Raw genomic sequence first — 19,938 nt, 5'->3', positions numbered from 1 at the left:
ACATGTCAACATTTCTTTACCGATTAGGAAAATCAGCTTACTCCAAGCCATGGTATTTCATCTTGTTTTGGATTGTTGTTCTCGGTGTCGTAGGCACCCTGCTCGGCATCAATGGCATTCAATCCAGCTCTGAAATGAAAATTGAAGGCACAGAATCGCAAAAAGTGCTCGATATGCTGGCTGAGGAGCTTCCCGCCGCTGCGGGTGGCCAGGCGAGTGTCGCCTTTACCGCGCCCGACGGAGAACGTCTAGATACACCGGAACGTGCAGCATTGCTCGCGAAGGCTATCAATGACGTTTACAACATGGAATATATCATTAATCCGATGGAATTGGCCGCTCAAGCCGCCGCAGCAGGCCAAACCGCGGCTGCGGACCCAGCTGCAGCGGGTCAGGCAACCGACGTAGATCCATCAGCAACTGCAGGTCAGGCAACTGAGGTAGACCCTTCAGCCGCTGATGGCCAAGTAGCAGCGGCAGGTGGCCAGTCTGCTCCTTACGGCCCGCTCATGGCGGATGGCGTTCCTGTTCCGGGCGTCATGCTTTCCGCTGACGGCAGCGTCGCCCTGTTCCAGTTTCAGTTTACTGTGCAGCAGACGTCCTTGCCCTCTTCCGTCCCGGATGACGTCATCAAAGTCGTGACAGAAGTAGAGCAAGCAGGCTCCGGTATCACGGCCATTCCAAGCGATTCGCTGAAGAGCACCCCAGCCATCGGATCAACGGAAGCGATCGGCGTAGCCGTTGCCGCCGTTGTACTGTTTATTACGCTGGGATCGATCGTTGCCGCCGGGCTGCCGCTAGCCACCGCACTTCTCGGCGTTGCGATCAGTGTTGGAGGCGCATTTGCCCTCTCTAATGTGATTCAGATGAATGACATCACTCCGATTCTCGCCGTCATGATCGGTCTGGCGGTTGGAATCGACTACTCGCTGTTTATCGTGAATCGCCAGCGCCGGTTGATTCTCGATGAGAACTTGAGCGCGCGTGAAGCGGCAAGCCGGGCGGTCGGCACCGCCGGCAGTGCCGTATTCTTTGCCGGACTAACCGTCATTATCGCCCTGTGCGGCATGCTCGTTATCGGCATCGGCTTCTTGTCAACCATGGCTCTAGTTGCCGCTGTCAGCGTTCTAATCACCGTCCTGCTGGCGCTGACCCTGCTGCCTGCCCTGCTTGGGCTGGTCGGCGAAAAGATCTGTACAACCAAAGCTCGCAATAAGAACGCAGCCGCAGCAAACAAGGCAAGCCATGGATTCTCCCGCCGCTGGGCAAATGCCACGGTGAAATACCGCTGGGTTATCATTATTCTGGTGGTCCTGGTTCTTGGAACAGCGGCGATTCCTGTAACAAAAATGGAGCTTGGCATTCCGTCCGGGGCCTCGGCTAATTTGGATACACCAGCACGCCAAAGCTATGACGTCATCTCCAAAGGCTTCGGGGAAGGCTTCAACGGACCGCTGCTGCTGGTTGCCCAGCCGAAGGAAAAGTCCGACAAAATTTCGATGGAAACCCTGGGTAAGCTGATTCAAGAACTACAAATGCATGATAACGTTACGCTTGTATCCCCAATGGGAGTCAACGAGACCGGGGATATCGCTATTATCAGTCTGATCCCGAAAACAGGCCCAACGGATGTGGAGACAAGAGACCTGGTTCATGATCTGCGCTCTCCTGATTCCAGTCTGGCTTCGAGTAATAATATTTCGCTTGGCGTGACCGGCTTTACAGCCATTAACATCGATATGTCCTCCAAGCTGTCCGAAGCATTCCCTGTTTATGTAGGCATTATTGTCATTCTATCGATAATCATCCTGCTGCTCGTATTCCGGTCAATCATCGTTCCGATCAAAGCGACCGTAGGTTTTATTCTCAGTGTTCTCGCTACTTTTGGCTTAACTACAGCCGTCTACCAGTGGGGATGGCTGCACTCCCTGTTCGGCTTTGACACGGGAGGACCGCTGCTCAGCTTTATGCCGATCCTTGTCACCGGTATTCTGTACGGACTGGCCATGGATTATCAAGTATTCCTGGTCAGCTCCATGCGCGAGTCCTATGTCCATGGACGTCATGGCAACGAAAGCGTGGTTCACGGCTACGAGCTAGCCAGCCGTGTCGTGCTAGCCGCAGGTATTATCATGGTTTCTGTCTTCGCGGGCTTTATTTTCGCACCTGACGCGATGATCAAACAGATCGGTTTTGCCCTGGCATTCGGTATCCTGATCGATGCTTTCATCATCCGGATGACACTCGTTCCAGCTGTCATGGCGGTCTTTGGCGATAAAGCCTGGTGGCTTCCGAAATGGCTGGACCGCTTACTACCGAACCTTGATGTCGAAGGTGACAAGCTAATAGCCAAGCTCCATGCGGAGAGCTCCCAGAGCAGCACCAAGATATAAAAAGAAACGTATAAATGGGGAATCTCAGACTCATTGATCGTTTGGAAATTAAAGCAGAAGAGTTCCTAAATCTTTTACGGATTCTTAAACCCTGCCCATGTTGCGGGAATATAGCTTGCAAAATAAAAAATGGCGGTACGGAGTTGGATCCGTACCGCCATTTTACATGTTACTTTGGTCCCGCGCCGTTCGCCGCGAGCACCGATATACGAATGCTCACAGGCTATGCACACACTCCTCAGCGCTAATGCTGCCGAGCGAGGCACATGCCTTGCGCGTTACAGCTTACCCGCGGCTTTCACTTTCACGAGCAACGCATTGCCCGGCAAATACGCAATCGGAATGTCCTCGACGGACACGATCTGTACGGTCTCCGGATTTGCGCCAGCTGCAGCTGCCTCGTTCATGGCGCTTTCCTTCGCATCGCGGATAACCTCGTCATAGCTCCAGTCGTCCAGCGAATAGATCCGCTCCGACTCGCCGCTAACCTCTCCCAGTGCTGCGCCGATCGCGTTCGCCGCATCATAGTTATCCGGCCGGATGATTCGGCTTGCCCCTGCCAGCGTATCCGGTACCAACAGACTGCCGCCGCCGACCAGAATGACATCGACCGGGTCGGCACTCGTTTTCATCCGATCTATGGCATCCTCCAGAATCTGCTGCATGACGGCATCCACCTTACCGCATACCGCTTCGTCCACGGCATCCGCGTTTGTGCCCGGCCATTCTGCACGGCCCAGCTTCACGGCTACGTCCGTCGTCGTCAGCGTATCTCCGCCAAAGATGCGGGCCCGTGTCGTCAGCTTGTAGCCCACGCTGTCCGGGCCAACCGTCACGCCGCCCGCGTCATCCAGCCGGACGATTGTCCCGCCGCCGAGGCCAATGGACAAAATGTCCGGCATCCGGAAATTCGTGCGAATGCCGCCGATATCCACCGCTGCCGACGACTGGCGCGGAAAGCCTTGCACGAGCACGCCGATATCCGTCGTGGTGCCGCCGATGTCGACGACCAGCGCGTCGCTCAGCCCGGACAAATGCGCCGCGCCCCGAATCGAATTCGTCGGTCCGCACGCAATCGTCAGAATCGGGTAGCGGAGCGCGTATTCGCTCTTCATCAACGTCCCGTCGTTCTGGCAAATATACAGCTTCGCATCAATGCCGAAGCCATTCAGCGCTTCCTCAAAGCCGCGCACCACGCCCGCAATGACTTGCAGCAGCGCCGCATTCAGCACGGAGGCATTCTCCCGCTCCAGCAATCCGATGCTGCCAATCTCGCTGGAGTAGGTAACCGGCATGTCCGAACCCATCACCTCGCGCACGATGTCTCCAACCCGCTTCTCCTGCTCACGATTCACTGGAGCAAATACGCCGCATACCGCCACGGCATCGACTTCTCCGCTCATCCGGCGGCACAGTTCGGCGATCTCCTCTTCGTCCAGATTCGCGATCTTGCGGCCGTCATACTCATAGCCGCCAGAGGCGACATAGCTATGCGGCCCAACTGCCGCGCGCAGCGATTCGTCCCAGCCAGCGAGCGGCGGAACGGCTGTCGTGGCCGGAGCGCCGATACGAATCAGGCCGACCCGGCCGAGATGCTTGCGTTCCACGATGGCATTGGTGCAATGCGTGGTGCCAAGCATCGCATAGCGAATGTCTGCTCCATTCACGCCGCTTTCGTGCAGCAGCCGGCGAACGGCCTCCACAATGCCTTCGTTCACGTCGGCAGTCGTGTGGACCTTCACCTTGTGCACGCAGCGCAAGTCGGAATCCAGCAGGGCGGCGTCCGTGTTCGTGCCCCCCACGTCAATCCCGATACGGTAGACCTGGTTTGTGTCAGTCGTAGTAACCTGGGTCATTTCGCCGCACCTCCTTTCGAAGCCAACGTCTCGATCGGCACATAATCAAAGTCATAACCGAAATATCTCGGCCCGGCCGTCTCGATGCCTTTTGGCGTGCGCCATTTGTCATCGCATGGCAAACCTGCTGCCGTCACCCGGGCACCATACTTCAAGTTCTCCGTCGTCACCGGCATGCCCGTATCCTGATCCAACAGCGTAATCAGGTCAGGCGTAATCGCCAGCGGTTGATCATCAACGGTAGCGAGCAGGAACTCATTCTGGAAAAACAGCCGCATCGTTTTTCCCTTGTTCTCGCCGGTACCTTCGAATACCGCTTCACCGCGCGTAAAACCGCCGTCCATGCGGCGACGGATATCCACGGCCTTGCCATGGAACAGTGCATGGCCGTTCAGCTTCGTGAGCAGTTCACGCACAGGATTCAGCTTCTGCTGCTTCGCTTCGAACAGCGTCCGCCCGATCTCATAGGCGAGCGTCAGCGTGCCGCCGATCGCGCTCTGCTTCGCCTGGGCGCCGGATACCGGATAATCGCAGATGGAGGCAGAACCCCCCATCTCCACTGTCAGCGCACGCGCCATCCGTTCTTCCCACACGCCGTCAATCGTATGCATCAGCGCGCTGTTGCCGCGCTCGTCCGCCATCGCCACCGGGCTGCACGGGATGCCTTCCAGATGGAACGTCACCATCTGCGATTCGGGAAACGCACGCCCCATCGCATCGGCATCGACGAGCGGAATTCCGCGCTGCGCTGCCGCAATGACCGGAACGAGCGAGTTGCCGCCGCCGACCTCGATCGGCATAACGGCATCCACCTTACGGCCGAGCTCTCTCTCCATCAGATCAAGCGGTTTGGTCAGCTGTTCAGCCGAAGGGATTTTCTCGAGCATCACCGTCGGTGCTCCGATCATCGATACCGGCACGATAAGCCCTTCATCGTCCAGCTCTTCGAGCTGGGCGATTCGAACCGGGCCAAACGTGCGGATCGCCTCCATGGCCATCAATTTTCCGACATGAGGATCTCCACCGCCGCCCGTGCCAAGCACCGCAGCTCCGATCGCGATATATTCAATGGCCTGTTCATCCAATGTGGTTAATCTGGTTGCCTTGTTCATGCTTTCATCCCTTCTTTACTACCCATTTGCCTATGATTGCTTGTACGATAAATGCCATCAAGAAGCTGTCCAGCGCCGGAACCTGCGTCACCTGGAACCATCCAAGCCCATCCGGGGCCATCGTTGTCATGAACCCGAAGAACGTGGCTATGACCCATACGACGATGGAGCGGGGAATCCAGCTCCGATTGCTGTCCAGCCCGTCAAACGAGAATCTATTTTTGTTCACCAACAAATACTCAGCCGTATAAATGCCTCCCAGCGGTGCGACTAGCATCGTAATGTACGTCAGGAACGTCATAAAACGGTCATAAATGCCAAAGCAAGCAAGTGCCGTCGCAATGAGACCTGCGATAATCGTGATCACGGATTTAGGCACCCGTTTGAAGACGACGGAGAAGCCCAGCCCAGCGGAATATAAATTGTTCGTATTGGTCGTCCATTGTGCCAGCGTCAGCACGATGATCGCCGGAATACCGAGTCCAAGCGTCAGAAGAATGCCCGTCAGATCGTCGGAATCCATCGTACGCGACAGAAAGATTGCAATAATGGTCATGAAGCTGTTGCCGACAAAGAAACCGATAAATGCTGCGGTAACGGCATGTTTTGGCGTTTTGGCCCAGCGCGCGATGTCAGGGGACAGCGCCGTTCCAAGGATAAAGATACCGATAACCAGCGAAATCGCCGTCCCCATTGGCACAGCCTCACCCTCGAACGGTGCCCAGACGGTGCTTCCGCCTTCCCCGTTAAGCGCCATGACCAGCGCGATAATGATAAATACGACGAGCAGCGGTACCGACCAGACGCTTAATTTTTCAATCGCCCTGTAGCCCCAGATCGCCGTGGACATCATCAGAAGTCCGCCAATGATCGACAGTACCCAGAGCGACCAATGCCAACCCCATAGCTCGCTTAACGCCGTCTGGAAGTTGGAAGCGAAGAAGCCGACCTGAACGCCGAACCAGCCCAGCGATGAAATGCCGAGAATGACCGAGACGATGAGCGCCCCTTGGTTCCCAAACAGAAACCGGCTGATCATGGCCGTCGACAGGCCCGTTTTGGCTCCCACATATGCGCAGACTGCTCCGATTATGCCTAATATGGCTGAACCGACGATGACCGCCGTAAGCGAGTCGCCGATGCTCATGCCCGCGCCGAGCTGCGCACCCAGAAACATTGCGGACAGGTCAATGCCGATCGCAATCCAGACGAATGCCATCGAGAGCCATGATTTCCGCAAATGCTGGGGTACGGGCTCCCGTTCGTAATCTTCTATTTTCGTATCGTTGCTCATGTTCCACCCTCTGCTTTCTGTACGATCTTGTTGATAACCTAAGCCTCGACGGATCTCCAGAACATCTCAAAGGCATGTTTCAGTTTCCGTTCGAACAACTCCGGCGATTTATAGTAGTAATATTGCATGCCCAGCCCGTCCATCAAGGTGAGGTACGAATCCACCAGCGTCTCCATCGGGACGATGGCTAATTCGCCGCGATCCAGACCTTCCTGCATGATCTCGACAATAATGCTGCTCAGAAGCGTATCGAAACGCCCAAACGCCTCCTGCATCCGATCCATTAGGAAATCCGGCGGGAAAACCAAGTACCGGAAGGCAAATACGGCAAGCTCCTGCTTGTCCCGGTGGAAATCATATTGGCGAAGCAGCAGCGCGTGCAATTTTTTCTCCGTGCTCATTCCTTTGCTCGTTTCTGCCATCGCTTGGATATATTCGTTATAGGCGCTCATCGATTCTTCGAAGACCGTCATGAACAGATCTTCCTTGCTCTCGAAAAAGGCGTAGATTGCCGGTGTTTTGACGCCGACCTCCTTTGCGATTTCCGATAATGCCGTTCCGTCGTAGCCCTTCTGTCCGAATAACCTAAGCGCAGCCTCTTTCAGCTTCGATCTGGTCATGTTCATCCCCTTTTCTCCATTTTAATTAACGTTAATTAAGTAGATTATACAACTTTCTGCATAAAAATCAATGTGTTTGATGACTCTGCCAAATTGTCTTTCAATCTTTATACGTTCAACATTCAAGCGGGACCATGTACTAAAGTGGATAAAATCCCCATACCAAAAAAGAGATATCCTATTCGAAGGATACCTCTTCCGGAAACTCAACCCTATTCATTCAAACAGCCTCTGGTGTTTATGAAAAAATCGGTAAAAGAATTGTACATGGTCCAGCTCAAACCATTCGGCCGTTTGCAATATCTTGGCATCAAGATTGTAGATCTTCGCATGAAGCGTACCCAGGACAAAAGGAGAATGCGTAGCAATAATAAACTGACTGTCGAAATAACGCGCCAAATCGTTCATTTGCTCGGCCAGCTTAATTTGATTTGCCGGAGAAAGCGACGTTTCCGGTTCATCCAATAAATACAGTTTCCCGGGAAGCAAATATTCCTCAAAAAACTGCATCGAGCTTTCCCCGTTCGAATACTTCTCCTGAGCGAATTGAATAATGTCCATCTTCTTCTTGAATTCATACGACTGCTCCAGCTCTTCTACCTCGGCCTTGCTCTTTCCCTGAACGAGCTGCTCATGCAGCAGCCCTTCGCGAAGCACGCTTTCCTGCTGTATTTTCTTGATTTCATACAACAGATCCTCTGACTTGATGTACCGGCTCCCGTCGGGAAGCTTATATAGGGGACGCTCCTGTTCATCATGCCCGAGTTGATAGCTGCTTTCCTCGATAAACCGCTGCGCGTAAGCATTGTGACCATAGCTTGTCATTCGCTCAGCGCCCGCGATTCCCAATTTGTTGGCGATCAGATTCAGCAAGGTGGACTTGCCGGAGCCGTTACTGCCGTATAATACCGTGATTCGATCAAACAGCAGAACCTCCCCTGCCATGTGCCTGAACACATGATCGGGATAGATATTCGGGTTGCTCGAAATGGTAGAAGAGAGTTTGAAGTTACTTAAATATAGCATCGCCTCGCTCCCCTCATTCCAGCACGGTCCAAATATCCAGTGCCGCCAGACGGATTGCCTCATGTTCATGTTTCCGGTATGCTCTCAAACGGTCGGTACAAGCCTGGTTCCACAATAAGGCTGTCCCCGCAACCTTGAGCAAAGAAAGACCGAGATATTGGACCGCAAACGACTGCTGATCTCTCAAATAATCCACCAGCTTCAGCATCGCCTCCGGGCTCCAATACGCCTTGCTGGCATTGGCTGCCTGAGCGATCTGTCTGTAAACGTAATCCAGCAGATGTGGTTGCGTGTCCACCATTTGAATTACAGGGTCCACATGCAGGGCCGCCTGATCCGCCTGGCTCCATTCAACCATCGCCAAATATAACTTGATCACGGCGGGTTTCATGGTTTCTTTGGACTTAAGCGCATCGATCATGCCCGTATATAAGGGAACGAGCATCCGCCTTGCATGGAGAGGCAACGAGGTCAGCTTGTCAATCAATGCCACCAAACGCTGCCGCTCTGGTAGGTCTCTCTCCGGGGCTGCATTCCATTCGGCTTTCGTCTCCGTGTCCGCCAATTGTGTGCAAACATCAATGACTTGATCATTCACCTTCCCGTCACGGCAAGCCACAATGAGGGTATCCATCGCCGCCTTCCATCTGGTGTTATCCTCCAAATCAAGAATCGCTTGGCTGGCGGAAGCTGCTACCTTCTCCTCACTTCCATTCACCCAACGGCTCATGGCTTGGAAAGCCTCTCTTGCCACAACGGGGTCGGCATGCCGTGCAATCTCGATAATCAATTGCAAATACCTTGGCCGAGCCTCCACCGGAAGTCCGCCAGCATACTGGTTAAGCAGGCTTCTTGCGATATCACGCTGCGGTGAAGCTGCCATGGCACGCATCAGGGTCCAGCTGCGTTCGTCATCGAGCCATTGTCTGGCAGCGTGTCCTATGGCGATCATCACGTCTTTGTGTACATTCGGTTTCTCGTATTCACGGATGAGCAGCGCCATGCCCTCACTGCTTTTATAGGCCCCCAGCAGCCGGATGGCCTCTTTTCTGACCGTGATTTTCAATTTCTCCCGATTCAGCAGGTCCGACAGCATGGACGTCAACATCACCGGGCTCACCCTGCGCATGCATCTGGGGATCGAATACATGGCGACCCGAGCACGGTCCCCATCCAGGTTGTCCAATAATACAGGCAGTGCCTTCTCCGGCTCTTCCCATAACGAATAGGCGTAGAGCGCCGCCTCGACGACATGCACTGCCTGAACCTGCAGTAGGATCCTCAGTTGATCGGAGAGATAATCCGGCATGACGGCCAAGCTCCGCATCGCCGCCGCACGTTCATGGAAGCTTCGTTTGGCATCCAAGGCCACCCGTTCCAAGAGGGATGCTAATGCCTTTTGCTGGCGCGGCAGCCACCGGTGAAACCCATTATGGGCAGGCACAACATAAATCGTTTTTCCCGATAAATGCTTGCCATTGATGATTTGCCCCGAGATGAACGGGTCCAGCCACTCCTGGCGCTTCAGATGCAGATGCATGAATACGTCGTGGAATGAGATGAAGGATGGGTCCCTGTCCAGTAGTTCACTAACCCTCGCATCCCGGGTTCTATACGGTGCCAGCCAATAATGGACCGCCTGCGGCGATACCGTTTTGGCCTGGAGCAGCTCCTCCAGCAGCAGCTGAAGCTTCGGCAAACGATCCACGGCTTTCCCGAACAAATCCGCCATACGCAGGACCACATTTGTGTTTTCGCGCTTGTTCGCTTCTACACCGAAGGCATAAATCTCATCGAACAACGCTTCCAGTGCAGTACTTGGTATGCTATCCCAATCCATCGAGAAGAGCGCAAACTGACCGTCCCGCATCGTCAATCTGCCAAACGTCCTCAAAGCGAACTTGAACAGCTCGCTCTTCGGCTCCCATGCATGTTCACGCAGGATGGCAAAAGCCAGCTTCTCCACGGCGGACCTTGTCCCGTACGAAGTGTCCCTGGCTTCCACCACGCTATCCACCAGCACGGTCAGATCGTTCACATGCTCTTCCTTAAACATGGGAGCAGGACAGTTTGAGAGCTCGACCATCACTTGCCAGCGCACCGGATCCTGGTCGTTCTTGATTCGAGTCAGGAAGCGCAGCGTCTCATCCATTCCACTTCGGGATAGAGCTGTACTCCGAACGAGGTGGGCATAGGCCGTTGCACGTTCATCGCTATTAGACACCTGGACGGCTTGCTCCAGCTTCTCCCTGGCGTTACCAATGAAACGGCGCGCCGTCGTTTTGAGCATGTCATCCCGATGATCACGAATGTCGCGCAGCTCCAGCATTCGGGCAGCTTCCTTGTCGCGCAGTCGGTGCGGCAGTACATCCAGCAGCGGCATAGGGAAAATGCGTGTCTTCCGCTCGTCTTCCTTATAAGCGGCATCAAACATTGCTTCACGACTAGACGGCGCAAGGGTATCCAGCACCTTGGCTAGATGTACAGGCTTATCTGCGAGCAATGCAGCCAGCGTGGTCCACTGCGCTGTGGTAAACCATTTTCTCTTCTTCAACACGCCTGCCGGAACGCCGTGATTCAGAAGATATTCCCGTGTGTCCTCACGTGTCAGCAGCTCGAATACGTCCTCAGGGCTGGCCTGAATCAGAATGCCCAATTGCTGCTTGAGTACGGGATGAATCATATCCGTCGGCCCAAGCTTCAGGGCACATTCCAACACGATTGCCGGTCTTGAAACACTCAGTACCTCAATCGCGGAAGAGAGCGTCCACCATACACTGATCTTTTCGCGATGCGTTGCGTTCTGCAAAGCATTCTTGAAATACGCTCCAACCAAATCGGGGTAGTGCTTCGTTAAGAGCCGCCAATTGCGTAAAGCATACCCTAGCTCCGGGAGCCTACTGCTTACTGTCTCTTCACTGCACACGGCCAATAATAAAGAAGCTTCTTGTGCGCCCCACTGGCCAAGCACGAGCGGCAGCAGCCGTTCCGCCCAATCCTGACGATATGTATTCACGATGCTCCGCAGCAATTGGTGACGGCAATGATACGACATCCGAGCAATTTCGGATTCAATCGAAAAGTCCGGATCTGTCACCACTTCCGGCAGTAGCCTAGCCGCCCGCCCTCTGACCCCTGCCTTCGGATGCTTCAAGGCAAACAAAACCGCATGAGCATCATTCACTACACACGCACCAGTCAATGCCAAATGCGCCTCATAGGCGGTACCGCTGCCGAGCAAGGATACGAGCAGCGCAGAATAATCCGCATCTCCTTTATGCTGGCGCCCCAGAAGCGCCATCCTCTTCATCCTGTCCGAGTAACCTAGCGAATCCAGCTCCATGAGCAATTGCTCTTTGTTCATCAGATCATGGTTATATGTCAATATTTCCTCTCCCCTCATGTTCTTATAACCGATCAAAATTTCTCCGTAATCGATTTGCACAGTCTCTCCTGGAAGTATATAACTTCTTCATAAACGAAGGCTACTCCTTTGAACGACGGAAAACGCTGCATACAAAAAGAGATGCCTCTCGGGGTCCATTAGCGGCCCTTTGAGTCATCCCTATTAGCTCAAGATGTTTATCCGATTTAGTTATTCCAGTATTGCTTGGCAATCTGTTGACCTTGATCGATTTTTGCCCATTGCTCGGCTTCGCTTAGCTCGTTACCGCCATCGCAGGATGCAAAGCCGCATTGATGCGAGAGCAGCAGACGATCCTTATCAATGATTTTGGATGCTTCGTCAAGCAGACGGATGACGCGTGCTTCATCATCAAGCGTATTGGTTTTGGAGGACAGCAAGCCCAGAACAATCTCCGTTTCCGGTCTGTCCTTGAAAACCTCCAGAGCTTCAATCGAACCCGCACGATCATCATCCCACTCCAGGAAGAAGCGATCATATTTCAACTGCTTCAGGAACAGGTTGGCGATTTTCGCATAAGATCCACCGCCCATGTTGCGGGAATCGTAGTTCCCCCGGCAGTTGTGTGTCCACATTTTCAAGCCGAGGCTATGACCGAAGTCAATCACCGTATTGTTAATCTCAATAAATTCGGTGGCGAGACCCTGTACTTCCGCTTGATTAATATGCTCCCCTGTAAACGGAGAGTTCGGGTTATCGTCTGCAAACAGCTCCCACAAGCAATCATCGAATTGCAGGATTTTGCCGCCTGCCGCAGCGAATTCCGCCACGAATTCTTTATAGGCGCTCACAAGGCCCGCTTTGAGCTCCTGTTTGTTCTGATAAACCGCATCCGTACCGCCAATGTTATCCGACCAGGAAAGTTCACCGTAGATATGGGAAGGCGATGGTACGCAAAGTTTCGTTTGCTGGTCGCCAGCCGTTTCTTGCAGCTGTTTAAACAGCTTAATGAAGTGATGATTCTTTCCGCTCAGTTTGCCAGTAATTCGCAGGCCAATATCTTTGCGTGTTTCATATTTCGAGGTTCCGTCCACATCCCGGAAAAAGTAGCCATGATCCGCGATATAACGCTGGGCTCCGCCAAAGCCCCATACAAAATCCAGATGCCACATCGATTTGGAGAATTCGCCGTCCGTAACAACCGACAGGTTATGCTCGATTTCCTTTTTCACGACCTGTTTGATCGCCTCGGTCTCGCACTCGGCATACCCTTCGAAATTCTCATAGAACGGATACTGGATATCATCACGATGTTCTATTTGCGTTTTATATTTCAGCAGCTCTTCGGGCCGCAACAAACTTCCTACGATCTGAAACTTATCAGTCATGTACATAACCCCCTCGTTGTATAGCGATATCATATCACGACGAGAGGAGTTATAAGGCATACCAAAATCTCATAACTAGTTATAGCTAAAAGCTATAGCAAGAATGACGTCTGAGATTGTCCAAAAGAAAAAACACAGCCAAGTCGGCCATGTTTTCCAAAAGTATTATTTGTTCTCCTGAAGCGCTGCTGTTTCTCCAGCCTGTCCATTTAATTTCCTCGTTCATCTGCCTCATCAGAATTCTTGCTTCCAAATTCATCAAGCAGCGCCCTTACTTCACTTGTTGATTTTGCGTTCATTAAGTTATTTCTCAGTTCACTCGCCCCTCGAAATCCACGGACATAGATTTTGAAGAAGCGGACAAGTGCGCTGAAGGAGCGCCGCATCTGTGCCGAATATTGATCATGGAGATCGAGATGCAGCCGCAGCAGATCAAGCAATTCCTCACTGCTATGATCCCTCGGCTCCTTCTCAAACGCAAATGGATTATGGAAAATCCCACGCCCAATCATAATGCCGTCCACACCATATTGTTCAGCGAGCTTGAGGCCGGTCTGACGGTCAGGAATATCCCCGTTAATGGTTAGCAGCGTATCGGGTGCCACCTCATCACGAAGCTTCTTAATCTCTGGAATCAGTTCCCAGTGCGCGTCTACCTTGCTCATTTCCTCTCTTGTCCGCAGATGAATGGACAGGTTCACAATGTCTTGCTTCAAAATATGGGTCAACCAGTCGCGCCATTCGTCTACAGCCGTGAAACCGAGCCTTGTTTTTACACTGACGGGCAGTCCCCCGGCTTTGGCCGCCTGGATAATATCCGCTGCAATGTCGGGACGGCAGATCAGGCCGCTTCCCTTCCCATTCTCCGCTACATTCGCTACAGGACAACCCATATTAATATCGATGCCTTTAAACCCTTCTTTCTCCATCCCGATACTCATCTGACGAAAGAATTCCGGCTTATCTCCCCAGATATGGGCTACCATCGGCTGTTCATCCTCTGTAAAAGTCAAACGTCCGCGCACACTGTGGTTCCCATCCGGGTGACAATAGCTCTCTGTATTCGCAAACTCCGTAAAAAACACATCCGGTCTGGCTGCTTCACTTACGACATGGCGAAACACAACATCCGTCACATCTTCCATGGGCGCCAGTATAAAGAAAGGCCGCGGTAAATCACGCCAAAAATTATCTGTCATATCCAATACTCCTCTATAATACATACCAGGACAAATCTTGATCCCGAAATAGGAAATACAATCTGTTCATGTCCTTGCTTTTTCTTCACTTATAGCATATTTAAGCAGCGTATATCAAACGGCAGTATATGTTAATCGTAGACCCTTATTTTATCGCCTTATGCATTGCCGAGACACCGCCGCTGTAGCTTTTTACATCTACCTGAGAAAATCCCGCTTCCAAAAACATTTGTTTCAGTACGTTTTTATTGGGGAAATGACGGGCTGATTCTTGCAACCATGAGTATTCATCATAACTTTTGGCAATAAACTTTCCAAGCAAGGGCATGATATGGCGAACATAAAAGAGGGAAGCTTGCCTATAACCGATTAATGTGGGTTGGGATGTTTCTAGACAAACGACTTGTCCGCCTGGCTTCGTTACTCGATACATCTCCCGCAGCACGGTCGAATAATCGGGTACATTTCTTAAACCAAAACCAATGGTTACATAATCAAATGAATCATCTTCAAAAGGAAGCTCCATGGCATTTCCCTGGATAAGGGTAAGCTGCTTTAAAGCTTGTTGCTCCTGCTTATCTTGTGCTATTTTGAGCATGTTTTGGCTAAAATCCAACCCAATGACTTCTCCATGCGTTCCAACAGCCTTTGCTAAAGCAATCGCCCAATCCCCGGTTCCCGTGCACACATCAAGAGCTTTACTTCCTTCTTTCACATTCATCCGTTTCATAACATCATGGCGCCATGCGATATGTCTCCTAAAAGTGATGACCGAGTTCATCGAGTCGTATTGATCCGATATCTTTTCAAATACCTGATGAACTCTTTCCGACTTTGTTTGTTCAGACATGTTATTCCCTCTCTTCCACAAGTCCAATAATATTCTTTCAACGAAAATGATTTATGCTCATCACGCACGGCGCCGCAGTTCATAAAAATATTGCACAATCGGATGCTTTAACTTCATCCTATCTGCCATGTTTACAATCCGCTTTTTGCCAACTCGTCTGTCTACCAAAGCTAGAATATTCAATAAGATATCATCGCTCTCCATGCTTTCTTCTATAGAAGTAGATAAGAACTTATTCGCTGTAGCGACAAAATTGGATTTGCTTAATGCAGCCTGTGCTGACAAAAGCTCCTTTGCGAGGACCGATACTTTTCTATTTCTTGCAATGACGTTGAGACGATCCTCTGGAACGGTCCCTTTGGTTTCCTTTCTGACGGCTTCCAATTCATCATCGCTGATCGGAATGTGGACATTGGGGTCATTCTTAATTTCCAGCTCCGTCTGATACCACCTTATGGAGCTGGTTTTATCATTCATATGGAGTACGTTCTTTTTATCTACCGAAATATAACAAAGCCCTGCCTTATCAGGTAAATAACGATAACCGGTTGCGCGATATTCAACTCTTCCGGCTAATGCAGGACTGAGAAAGCTCTCCAACTGTTGCTTCAATTTGCTCCAGGACATGGTTCCTCCTATGTTTTCGAACCCTGAGGGGCGCGGGATCCATCTGCACATCGTATTCAGTATGAATAAACCCCTGCCAAAAAACAACCCAGACATGTCCCAAATATTGAATGGAATATCTGCTTCTAGGTTCGTTTAGACAGCTCATCAAGGCTTCCTTGTCTAAGGTTCCGAATCCTATATGGGTCAGCAACTCATTCACATTCCATTCCGCTAATTCCGGTTTTTCCATTGGGGCTGCAGATTTCTTTTCATAAAAAAAACTGTCGACAAGTACCATCGACAGTTTGAGGGAGGGGCCTTTCGTTACGCCTCCTGAAACGATCAACCTGATATATTATTAACTTTGTATTGTATGTATATCGAAAACTATAACTACCCCGAATTAGCATAGTTGGGATCAGAAAAAGCCAAGGATAACAGAGACACAATCCCTGTTCCCCCTTGGCTTCTCCTTAAAAACGTATCTCTTTAACTCGCCGTACAGCCGCCTCTTTAACCCTTTGGGCAAAAAGAAGTGAATCAGGTCCACTTGAAAATTTTTCACCACATTCAGGGCAAATATACACAGGCACTCCAAGTACGTTCACAGTATGCTCTCCTAATCGACCATATTCATTAACGAAGTACAGCAATGAGTTCTCACCGCAGATACATTTTGAAATTGCTTCTCTTAGCATTCGTCGGACTCCACCCCAACTCATCTCATCTGATATACATTGAATAAATATCTATAATGCAGTCTAATCCAAAATACAGCTCTTTTACTTCCTCACTTTGTTCGCTATTCACAGAGGAAGTTGATGACGACTTTGCAAATTCTTTCGTTGTTAGGAAGTAGTCCTCTTGCAAATCAAATGCCTGGTTGATTTGTAGAATGTACGAGTTATAAACTGACTCATTTATATTCTCACCGCCGCTTAACAGTAGCTGATCAATCGCTGGTCGAGGAAGGCCTGTTAATTTTGTCAATGACAATCTTGAGTAGCCATTTTTTCGCATATATGCTATCAAATTTCGGACTATGGTTTCTTGATGCTCAAAAAAGTTGGTTATCATCAATTACACCTTCCTTATGCATCACTAATATATGGGAAAACCAACAAGTGCCGCTTTAAACTGTATATTAACCACGCCTTCTACGCCGGACTGTATTAGGTTCTTCTTAGCTTCATTTAACCATTTGTATATTTCTTTCCCACTCATCTTTTCATGATCCAAATCAAGCCTAATACGATCGATTTTCTCGCTTGGGATTTGTTCGAGCTTTGCTGTAACCGAATAAGTATTTAATGGATCAAAATAGTATTTGAACGGCTTCGAACTCCAATCTATATCTTTGTAATACATTGAAAGACTGACTTCAAACACCTCATTTCTCATCAATTTTTCCCCCTCGAAAAATTACTGTGTAATTTAAGACCGCTCGTGCTATCTATCTTGGTTACTGCTTTGGAAGTGAATTCATAAATGCGTTATATCGTTGTTGCTCTTTATTTATATTTTTCGTGGCATACACTGTAAATCCTTTTGCATCTTGATTTTCAAGAAATCGGAAATATTCTTGCTTATGTTCTTTAAGAATCACAAGAGGTGAAATTTGATTTTGTAACAATAAAAGCATTATAATCAATCGACCTGTTCGACCATTTCCATCCGAATACGGATGGATACGCTCAAACTCAATGTGACTGGAACAGACTGAAGCAATGATGTCATCAGGTGATTCAGCTTGTTGCATTTGATCATTTATATTTTGAACCCACTGATACATAAGAGCTGGCGTTTCAGTTGGAGAAGCAGTGTGGAAGGCCGCTCCTACAATCGCATTTTCCTGGGATTTGAATCGCCCTTTCCCATGGTTAAGTCTATCCATCAGTAACGAATGAACATCGTGAATCAGAGAGATTGTAAGCTCTTGATCGATATGTTCGATGATATAGTTGAAAGCCATCCGATGATTCTCAATCTCGAAGAATTCACGCACAGATACTTTGCCAGGAATCGTGCGATGAAGTAGGATGGAAATGTTTTCACTAAGCGTTATGGTATTGTTCTCGATTGCAGAAGAATGATGTGTTATCCGAACTAAAAGATCATCTAAATAATCCTTTGGAAGATGCATTATCTATATCTCCTTTCAGCAAAAAGGAACTTCAATTCGTATCCCATGCTCATCCCCCACATTAAGAGCGTTCTAAAGTTTGATCTATATGAACATACTCAAGCAAGTCGATTTCGTCAATAAAAAGTGGATTCGTTACATTTATAACCACATTCAAAATATACCCACACTCCATATTGCTTTTTGCTCAGGATGGTAATATACATGATGTTACGAACAGACAAAGGGGAGAGATAGGATTGGAGAGGTTAACTGATCTTAAATATCTAACTAAAGAATTTGCCCATGCTATTAAGGCAGTGGAGGATACAGACACCACTGGACTGCGAAGTTCCAAGGTTGTCCAACGTGCAACGATCGTTTTTGTCGACGATACCAGGCTATATGTTACCGAGTGTCTCAACGAAGGCTATTCGTATGATTGGATTTCGAAAGACGGAAAGTTGCTGTTTCATCACGACAATGAGGATAAAACACCGAATTATTACCATAGGGATGTATACTCCATAGTAAGAGGGATTGTTGCTTTTCACCTTATGATAGGAACGAGCAAGGAGTAGCAAGAGAGTAAAGGGATCCTATCGGAGAAGTTAATCGAGAAAGTATGCAAAGTAAGAGCCGAGTGAAATCAGGAGTAATTGCCTGAAGTCAGCTCGGCTTATATCAAAACCTATTACGTTGTTTAATCTTACTTAGTGTATTTCAGGAAAAGAAGCATAAGCAACAGGATTACCACTACCAAATTTCTTCACTAATTCTTTTTCAAATTGCTTTATTCGATCGAATACTTCTTTAGGGGCATCTACTCCCTCAAAATATTTCCTTCCTTGATCAACACCTTCATTTATACTTCCCCAACTAATAGGCTGATAAGCACATGATATTTCTCCTTTGTTAACACCTACGACATATTTTATATTTTCCAATCGACTTTTACTAATTACCCAATTACCTCGAATCGCTTCATAAAAATCTTTACCTTCTGCAAGTGCATTATGTATTTTCAATAACAATATATCTTCATGCATTTTAATAATCCTCCCGTTAGTTATTTAAGAGATGTTCTATAACTATCCAGTTATTATAAAATCTACTGCAATCGTAACTCCCTTCTCTATCATCAATCCATTTACCATGGATTAGATTAATATAAAAGTGATAATTCCCATTTGAGTCAGTAGATTTATGATTACTCCAATCCTTAATGTCATTCTTGTTCATTGTTAAGACATGCAAGTTACCTTGAAAGTCTTTAACTACAAAAAAGAAAAGATCATACTGATTTAATAAATCTTGATGGACTGTAGTCCATCCTGATGGATATCCATCCTTTTCCCTGAAGGATTTAGATGTTCTTATAAGTATCCTTTCAATAGTGGTTACACCATTTGAAATTGTCATTTTACCCAATGCTCGACTCCCATTTGTGAACTGTAACGATGGGTAACTGGAACGAAGTTGATTCTTGATGTATTCACGAACCTCATTAATTGATAGACGTTCTGATTCTACATCTTCATGCGGCTGAATTTTTTGGAGTTGATTCTGCAAATTTGCCACCTCCTCTTTCAAAGTATCAATCTCATTTTTTAATGAACCGATCAATGATAGCACCTTTAATTCAAATTCAGTATGCACTTATTTCCACCTCCTGAGATGATAATAGCAACAATTATCCTGAATGTCAATAATGATATTTGTAAATTTCATAATAAGAATGTATTGTTGTAACCTGAAAGTAATCTGTACCTTCACCCAATCCCATCCTCAAATCACTTTCAGATTTCGAGAACCACAATTTGAAATCCCTACTAAGTCCCCATTCAAATAAGTCTCTCACCCCCTTCCCTCCTACTAAATCCCCCTCACACCAGGCTCCACAAGGCTTCCCATCCATTCCCCCCTCCCTCTGAATAACCGAGGCAGAATCCTTATGTATCAAGGTCTTTTAGGGGACAGCCATTAGGGATGAAGGCAATTGGAGTCCCCTATTTCCTCTCACCTGTACCCCGAAGTCGCTTCGGAAACGTAGGAGAACGGATTTAGGAAAAGCCAGGTTGCCTGGGAAAAGAGTGCAAGGAAAG

General features: G+C 49.1%; 19 protein-coding genes. 2 read left to right on the top strand and 17 right to left on the bottom strand.

Going from position 1 to position 19,938, the window contains the following annotated elements; all coding sequences use genetic code 11:
- Positions 1-2 precede the first annotated feature (2 nt).
- The gene (locus tag AC0VZ8_RS05180) at positions 3-2,393 is read left to right on the top strand and encodes an MMPL family transporter (protein WP_475486235.1); all 2,391 of its coding nucleotides are present in this window, start codon (positions 3-5) and stop codon (positions 2,391-2,393) included.
- 278 nt (positions 2,394-2,671) lie between these two features.
- On the opposite strand, the gene AC0VZ8_RS05175 is transcribed toward AC0VZ8_RS05180, so the two are convergent.
- The 14 genes from AC0VZ8_RS05175 to AC0VZ8_RS05110 form a co-directional block, all read right to left on the bottom strand.
- Positions 2,672-4,249: a hydantoinase/oxoprolinase N-terminal domain-containing protein gene (locus AC0VZ8_RS05175; RefSeq protein WP_475486234.1), complete on the bottom strand. Its 1,578-nt coding sequence runs from the start codon at positions 4,247-4,249 to the stop codon at positions 2,672-2,674.
- Positions 4,246-5,361, bottom strand: coding sequence for a DUF917 domain-containing protein (locus AC0VZ8_RS05170; RefSeq protein WP_475486233.1), 1,116 nt, complete (start codon positions 5,359-5,361; stop codon positions 4,246-4,248). Before AC0VZ8_RS05170 ends, AC0VZ8_RS05175 begins: the two co-directional genes overlap by 4 nt.
- Before the next feature lie 4 nt (positions 5,362-5,365).
- Positions 5,366-6,655, bottom strand: a complete 1,290-nt coding sequence (locus AC0VZ8_RS05165) for a cytosine permease (RefSeq protein WP_475486232.1) — start codon at positions 6,653-6,655, stop codon at positions 5,366-5,368.
- A 38-nt stretch (positions 6,656-6,693) separates the two neighbouring features.
- Positions 6,694-7,281, bottom strand: a complete 588-nt coding sequence (locus AC0VZ8_RS05160) for a TetR/AcrR family transcriptional regulator (protein ID WP_475486231.1) — start codon at positions 7,279-7,281, stop codon at positions 6,694-6,696.
- A 210-nt stretch (positions 7,282-7,491) separates the two neighbouring features.
- On the bottom strand, positions 7,492-8,301 hold the full coding sequence (locus AC0VZ8_RS05155; protein ID WP_475486230.1) for an AAA family ATPase: 810 nt from the start codon (positions 8,299-8,301) through the stop codon (positions 7,492-7,494).
- 13 nt (positions 8,302-8,314) lie between these two features.
- Entirely contained in the window at positions 8,315-11,686 is a 3,372-nt protein-coding gene (locus tag AC0VZ8_RS05150) for a HEAT repeat domain-containing protein (protein ID WP_475486229.1), read from the bottom strand.
- 206 nt (positions 11,687-11,892) lie between these two features.
- On the bottom strand, positions 11,893-13,053 hold the full coding sequence (locus tag AC0VZ8_RS05145; RefSeq protein WP_475486228.1) for a cobalamin-independent methionine synthase II family protein: 1,161 nt from the start codon (positions 13,051-13,053) through the stop codon (positions 11,893-11,895).
- A gap of 209 nt (positions 13,054-13,262) precedes the next feature.
- Positions 13,263-14,252 carry a tRNA dihydrouridine synthase gene (locus tag AC0VZ8_RS05140; protein WP_475486227.1) on the bottom strand — a complete coding sequence of 330 codons (990 nt, stop codon included), beginning with the start codon at positions 14,250-14,252 and terminating at the stop codon, positions 13,263-13,265.
- A 145-nt stretch (positions 14,253-14,397) separates the two neighbouring features.
- Positions 14,398-15,102: a demethylmenaquinone methyltransferase gene (locus tag AC0VZ8_RS05135; RefSeq protein ID WP_475486226.1), complete on the bottom strand. Its 705-nt coding sequence runs from the start codon at positions 15,100-15,102 to the stop codon at positions 14,398-14,400.
- Between the two features lie 60 nt (positions 15,103-15,162).
- On the bottom strand, positions 15,163-15,729 hold the full coding sequence (locus AC0VZ8_RS05130) for an SF0329 family protein (RefSeq protein WP_475486225.1): 567 nt from the start codon (positions 15,727-15,729) through the stop codon (positions 15,163-15,165).
- A 455-nt stretch (positions 15,730-16,184) separates the two neighbouring features.
- Positions 16,185-16,409 carry a YgiT-type zinc finger protein gene (locus AC0VZ8_RS05125; protein ID WP_475486224.1) on the bottom strand — a complete coding sequence of 75 codons (225 nt, stop codon included), beginning with the start codon at positions 16,407-16,409 and terminating at the stop codon, positions 16,185-16,187.
- Positions 16,410-16,434: 25 nt separating this feature from the next.
- The gene (locus AC0VZ8_RS05120) at positions 16,435-16,788 is read right to left on the bottom strand and encodes a hypothetical protein (RefSeq protein ID WP_475486223.1); all 354 of its coding nucleotides are present in this window, start codon (positions 16,786-16,788) and stop codon (positions 16,435-16,437) included.
- A gap of 24 nt (positions 16,789-16,812) precedes the next feature.
- Positions 16,813-17,112 (bottom strand): hypothetical protein, encoded by a 300-nt coding sequence (locus tag AC0VZ8_RS05115; RefSeq protein ID WP_475486222.1) that lies wholly within the window; start codon positions 17,110-17,112, stop codon positions 16,813-16,815.
- Between the two features lie 61 nt (positions 17,113-17,173).
- Positions 17,174-17,854 (bottom strand): Fic family protein, encoded by a 681-nt coding sequence (locus AC0VZ8_RS05110; RefSeq protein WP_475486221.1) that lies wholly within the window; start codon positions 17,852-17,854, stop codon positions 17,174-17,176.
- Between the two features lie 239 nt (positions 17,855-18,093).
- Here AC0VZ8_RS05110 and AC0VZ8_RS05105 point away from each other — a divergent pair, with 239 nt between their 5' ends.
- Complete coding sequence (locus AC0VZ8_RS05105) at positions 18,094-18,414, top strand: toxin-antitoxin system TumE family protein (RefSeq protein WP_475486220.1); 321 nt, start codon at positions 18,094-18,096, stop codon at positions 18,412-18,414.
- A 132-nt stretch (positions 18,415-18,546) separates the two neighbouring features.
- Here the strand turns inward: AC0VZ8_RS05105 and AC0VZ8_RS05100 are convergent, their stop codons facing one another.
- Genes AC0VZ8_RS05100 through AC0VZ8_RS05090 form a run of 3 tightly spaced genes read right to left on the bottom strand, consistent with a single transcriptional unit; the run spans position 18,547 to position 19,751 of the window.
- Positions 18,547-18,882, bottom strand: a complete 336-nt coding sequence (locus AC0VZ8_RS05100) for a hypothetical protein (RefSeq protein WP_475486219.1) — start codon at positions 18,880-18,882, stop codon at positions 18,547-18,549.
- A gap of 16 nt (positions 18,883-18,898) precedes the next feature.
- Entirely contained in the window at positions 18,899-19,492 is a 594-nt protein-coding gene (locus tag AC0VZ8_RS05095) for a hypothetical protein (protein WP_475486218.1), read from the bottom strand.
- 46 nt (positions 19,493-19,538) lie between these two features.
- Positions 19,539-19,751: a hypothetical protein gene (locus AC0VZ8_RS05090; protein ID WP_475486217.1), complete on the bottom strand. Its 213-nt coding sequence runs from the start codon at positions 19,749-19,751 to the stop codon at positions 19,539-19,541.
- Between the last annotated feature and the right edge of the window lie 187 nt (positions 19,752-19,938).

The organism is Paenibacillus sp. QJM3NY_38 (genome assembly GCF_056173265.1).
The sequence above is the reverse complement of the archived record's forward strand: the minus strand, read 5'-3'. Positions and strand labels throughout refer to the sequence as shown.

Coding starts and splice junctions, on each gene's coding strand:
- AC0VZ8_RS05180 (WP_475486235.1), top strand. CDS start 3: ATGTCAACATTTCTTTACCGATTAGGAAAATCAGCTTACTCCAAGCCA.
- AC0VZ8_RS05175 (WP_475486234.1), bottom strand. CDS start 4,249: ATGACCCAGGTTACTACGACTGACACAAACCAGGTCTACCGTATCGGG.
- AC0VZ8_RS05170 (WP_475486233.1), bottom strand. CDS start 5,361: ATGAACAAGGCAACCAGATTAACCACATTGGATGAACAGGCCATTGAA.
- AC0VZ8_RS05165 (WP_475486232.1), bottom strand. CDS start 6,655: ATGAGCAACGATACGAAAATAGAAGATTACGAACGGGAGCCCGTACCC.
- AC0VZ8_RS05160 (WP_475486231.1), bottom strand. CDS start 7,281: ATGAACATGACCAGATCGAAGCTGAAAGAGGCTGCGCTTAGGTTATTC.
- AC0VZ8_RS05155 (WP_475486230.1), bottom strand. CDS start 8,301: ATGCTATATTTAAGTAACTTCAAACTCTCTTCTACCATTTCGAGCAAC.
- AC0VZ8_RS05145 (WP_475486228.1), bottom strand. CDS start 13,053: ATGACTGATAAGTTTCAGATCGTAGGAAGTTTGTTGCGGCCCGAAGAG.
- AC0VZ8_RS05140 (WP_475486227.1), bottom strand. CDS start 14,252: ATGACAGATAATTTTTGGCGTGATTTACCGCGGCCTTTCTTTATACTG.
- AC0VZ8_RS05135 (WP_475486226.1), bottom strand. CDS start 15,102: ATGTCTGAACAAACAAAGTCGGAAAGAGTTCATCAGGTATTTGAAAAG.
- AC0VZ8_RS05130 (WP_475486225.1), bottom strand. CDS start 15,729: ATGTCCTGGAGCAAATTGAAGCAACAGTTGGAGAGCTTTCTCAGTCCT.
- AC0VZ8_RS05125 (WP_475486224.1), bottom strand. CDS start 16,409: ATGCTAAGAGAAGCAATTTCAAAATGTATCTGCGGTGAGAACTCATTG.
- AC0VZ8_RS05120 (WP_475486223.1), bottom strand. CDS start 16,788: ATGATAACCAACTTTTTTGAGCATCAAGAAACCATAGTCCGAAATTTG.
- AC0VZ8_RS05115 (WP_475486222.1), bottom strand. CDS start 17,112: ATGAGAAATGAGGTGTTTGAAGTCAGTCTTTCAATGTATTACAAAGAT.
- AC0VZ8_RS05110 (WP_475486221.1), bottom strand. CDS start 17,854: ATGCATCTTCCAAAGGATTATTTAGATGATCTTTTAGTTCGGATAACA.
- AC0VZ8_RS05100 (WP_475486219.1), bottom strand. CDS start 18,882: ATGCATGAAGATATATTGTTATTGAAAATACATAATGCACTTGCAGAA.
- AC0VZ8_RS05090 (WP_475486217.1), bottom strand. CDS start 19,751: ATGGATGGGAAGCCTTGTGGAGCCTGGTGTGAGGGGGATTTAGTAGGA.